This is a genomic window from Gemmatimonas sp., from assembly GCF_041689975.1.
Classification (GTDB): Bacteria; Gemmatimonadota; Gemmatimonadetes; order Gemmatimonadales; family Gemmatimonadaceae; genus Gemmatimonas.
This window is the reverse complement of the sequence record NZ_JBDNFF010000269.1, coordinates 1-3,814: the sequence shown is the minus strand read 5'-3', so window position 1 is coordinate 3,814 and position 3,814 is coordinate 1. Positions and strand designations below refer to the sequence as shown.

Annotated in this window: 3 protein-coding genes; all 3 read left to right on the top strand. The window is 68.3% G+C overall.

Going from position 1 to position 3,814, the window contains the following annotated elements; genetic code table 11:
- Positions 1-970: SH3 domain-containing protein (locus ACESNG_RS16750; protein WP_373069872.1), on the top strand; the 970-nt coding region annotated here is incomplete at its 5' end.
- 8 nt (positions 971-978) lie between these two features.
- Complete coding sequence (gene mutL, locus ACESNG_RS16745) at positions 979-2,778, top strand: DNA mismatch repair endonuclease MutL (RefSeq protein WP_373062664.1); 1,800 nt, start codon at positions 979-981, stop codon at positions 2,776-2,778.
- A complete protein-coding gene (gene miaA / locus ACESNG_RS16740; protein ID WP_373069870.1) occupies positions 2,775-3,809 on the top strand; it encodes a tRNA (adenosine(37)-N6)-dimethylallyltransferase MiaA in 1,035 nt (344 codons plus the stop codon). Before mutL ends, miaA begins: the two co-directional genes overlap by 4 nt.
- Positions 3,810-3,814: the final 5 nt, after the last annotated feature.

Genomic DNA, 3,814 nt, shown 5'->3' with positions numbered 1-3,814 from the left:
TGAGAGTGTGCTCGCACGCATTGACGCCGAAGCCGTCACGCACGCGCGTACCATCCGATCGGCGCGGCATGCACAGGCGCGCTTCGCCCTTTTCCTGGCGCTGGGGGCTGCGGCGTTCGCCACGCAGCCTCGCCGTGCCGCTGCTATACAGGCTACGCCGGTGCAAGCGGTGCCGTCGGCCCCCGCCGCATCGGCCGCCGCCGCATCGGCCGCCGCAGCATCGGCCGCCGCAGCATCGGCCGCCGCAGCATCGGCCGCCAACTCATCGGCGCCTGACCGCGCGGCACTCGAGGCCACCGTGGCGCGTGCCACTGCACTCTACCTGCAGCGTCAGTATTCGCGCGCCGCCGAACAGTTTGCCCAAGCGGTCGATGCGCGCCCAGCCGACCCCGACCTCCTCGCCAACTGGGGCGCCGCCGCCTGGGCCGCGGCCGACACCGTGTCGGCGGTGATCGCGTGGCAGCGTGCGGCTCGACTCGAACCCGTGGCCGTCGATCTGCAGGAGCGGCTCACGTCGCTCCCGGCCGGAGCGCGCGGCGGCGTGGCCGAAGTGCCGATGATTCCCGCGTCGGTCCTCGTGCTGACGGCCGTCTCGGCGTGGCTGCTGGGCTGGCTGTTGCTCGCGGGCATCCGCCTGCAGCGTCGGCGGGGAGGCGAAGCGGCGTGGATGGGGTTCGCTTCTACGGCTTCGGTGTTCTCGCTGCTGCTCGCGCTGGGCACCGGGGGGGCGGCCGCGTGGGGCTTCCGGGAACTCGATGCCAATGGCGTGCTTGTGGTGCGGCGTCCGGAAACCATGCGCACAGCACCCGGCAGTGAGGCGAACGCCATGGGCGGCGTTGCCACCGGAGACGTCGTACGCGTCGAAGAGGCCCGCGAGGGATGGCTCCGCGTGTTGCATGCCGACGGCCGTCGCGGATGGTTACCGGCCGGACGTACCGTTCCACTCGTATCGCCTACCGTCGTTCGGTAGCTTGTCGTATGTCGCGTATCGCCATTCTCTCCAGTGCTGTCGCCGACCAGATCGCGGCCGGTGAAGTTGTGGAACGACCGGCGTCGGTCGTCAAGGAACTCGTCGAGAATGCGCTCGATGCCGGTGCGACCACCGTCGACGTCACCATCGAAGAGGGTGGCCGCGCGCTGATTCGCATCGCCGATGATGGCACTGGTATGGATCGCGACGACGCCGTGCTCTGTCTCGCGCGGCACGCGACGTCGAAGATCACTGCCGCCGAAGAGCTGGTGGGGGTGCGCAGCTTCGGCTTCCGCGGTGAAGCGCTGCCCGCCATCGCGTCCGTCTCCGAGGTGATGATCGAAACCGCAACGGAGGACGGTGCCGGCACGCAGGTGCGCGCAGCCGCCGGAGCGGTTCTGGAAACGCGGGACGCGACCCGTCGTCGCGGCACCACGGTGTCGGTGCAGCGGCTGTTCTACAACACACCGGCGCGTCAGAAATTTCTGCGCAGCGCGCGATCGGAATGGCGCGGTATCGTGGACACCATGCATGCGATCAGCGCCTTGCGTCGTGACGTGCACTTCACGGTCCGCCACGATGGGAAGCTCGCACTCGATCTGCCCGCCGTGCCCACGCTCCGCGCCCGTCTGGCCGTGTTGTGGGGGCATGGCGACGTGCAACGTTTCATCGACCTCGACGACGTGCAAGGGCCGATCCACATCACGGGCATGGTCGAACGTCCGGCCGATGTCGGCACGGCCACCCGCCGCGTGCTGCTCATCATCAATGGACGCGTCGTGCGCGACCACGGGATCGTGCGCGCCGCGGAAGCGGCCTATCGGTCCACGCTGCCGTCCGGCGTGCGCCCATCGCTCGTGCTGTCGCTGCACGTACCCGGCGGTGATGTCGACGTGAACGTGCATCCGGCAAAGACCGAAGTGCGACTGCGCGATCGGTGGCCGACCGAGCGGGCCGTGGAGAATGCGGTGCGCCGCGCGCTGGGTGTGTTCGACGCCAGTGCCGGCATTGGATGGCGTACCTGGACCCCCGCAGCCACCCCCTCGTGGCGCCAGGACGTCCACGCGATGGACCCGTCCGCGCTGCGCGCCACGCCGGCCGCCGAAGGACTCTTCGCGCCGACATCCGTGAACACGAACGTGATCACCGACGCGAACACGGTTCGACAGGACGCCGTGGCTACCACGGCGCCGAACGATCGCACGGATCACGCGCGGCACGTGGACGACGCGCCGATCTCCGTGCCGCCGCTGTTGCAGCTGCGGCGCATGTACCTCATGTTCGAGCACGACGACGGCGTGATCCTCATCGATCAGCACTCGGCGCACGAGCGCGTGCTCTACGAAGATTTTCTTGGCGTGCTCGAGCGCGGAGAGGCGCCGTCGCAGCGACTGCTCTTCCCGATGACACTGCACCTGGGTCCCGACGAAGCCGAGGCGTTCGAGGCCAATCGTGCGTCGTTCGAGAAGCTCGGGTTCGAGATGGAGGGATTCGGAGGGCACTCACTGCTCGTGAATGCCGTGCCGATGCCGCACCCACGCTTCGACGCGGAGCGGTGTCTACGCGAAACCCTCGCTGCACTGACCGGTGATCGCGCCGCCGGGGATGCCAAGCGCCATGAACGGCTCGCTGCCACCTTCGCCTGCAAAGCCGCCATCAAAGCCGGTGACGTGATGTCACCGGGCGAGATGCGCGCGCTCTACATCGCGCTGGCCAATACCAAGTTACCGGCCCACGATGTGCACGGTCGCTCCACGATTGTGCGCTTGTCATGGGACGAGCTCGACCGGCGTTTCGGGCGCAAGTGACCACCGTGCGAATCGACGACGCCGGGTCACGGTCGTCAACGCCGCATCGGATCATTGTCGGCCCGACGGCCGCCGGAAAGTCGACGCTGGCAATGCACCTCGCGCGCGCGCGCGGCCTCGCCATCGTGAGCGCCGACTCGCGGCAGGTCTATCAGGGGTTCGACATCGGCACGGCGAAGCCTTCGCTCGCCGATCGCCAAGCGGTGCCTCACTACGGTATCGACGTCGTACCACCTACCATGCGCTACTCGGCGCATAGCTGGGCTGCTGATGCGGCGCGATGGTCGCTCGAAGCCGCGAACGCGGGAACCCCGCCGGTCATCGTCGGCGGGACGGGCCTGTACGTGAAGGCGCTCGTGTCTCCGCTGGATGCCGTACCGACACTCGATCCCGCCCGACGCGACGCGCTCGATGCCTGGATGGCGGCATGTTCGCTCGATGAGCTCACGCGCTGGTGTCGACGTCTCGATCCGGCTCGCGCGCATCTGGGCCGCACGCAGCTTCGGCGCGCGATTGAAACCGCGCTGCTCGCCGGTACCCGCCTCAGCGATGCGCTCCGGCCCGTTAGCGGGCCGCACGCGGCATCCGACACCGCATTGGATACTGCATTCGATCCCTCGCCCTCGCCCACGGTACGGTATCTTGTAGTGGATCCCGGGCCGGTTCTGGCCGCGCGCATCGCCCACCGCGTACACCAGATGATTGCTGACGGATTCGTGCAGGAAGTCGAACGACTGAGGCAGGCGATCCCGCCCGATGCACCCGCGTGGTCTGCCAGCGGCTTTCGCGTCGTGCGCGATGCGCTCGATGCTGGAGCCGGTGCACGCGCGCTCGATGCGGCGATCGAGCGAGTCATCATCGAAACGCGACAGTATGCCAAGCGACAGCGGACCTGGTTCCGACATCAGCTGCCGCCGGAGTGCGTGACGCGTATCGATCCCGATGCGCCCGACGCGCTCGTGCAGGCGCTCGACTGGTGGGATCACGAGCAATCCGTCGCGAACCACGCGATGCATACGAGGACCGCATGAAGATC

Bases quoted from the DNA above. Each gene is read 5' to 3' on its own strand.
- mutL (WP_373062664.1), top strand. From the start codon at position 979: ATGTCGCGTATCGCCATTCTCTCCAGTGCTGTCGCCGACCAGATCGCG.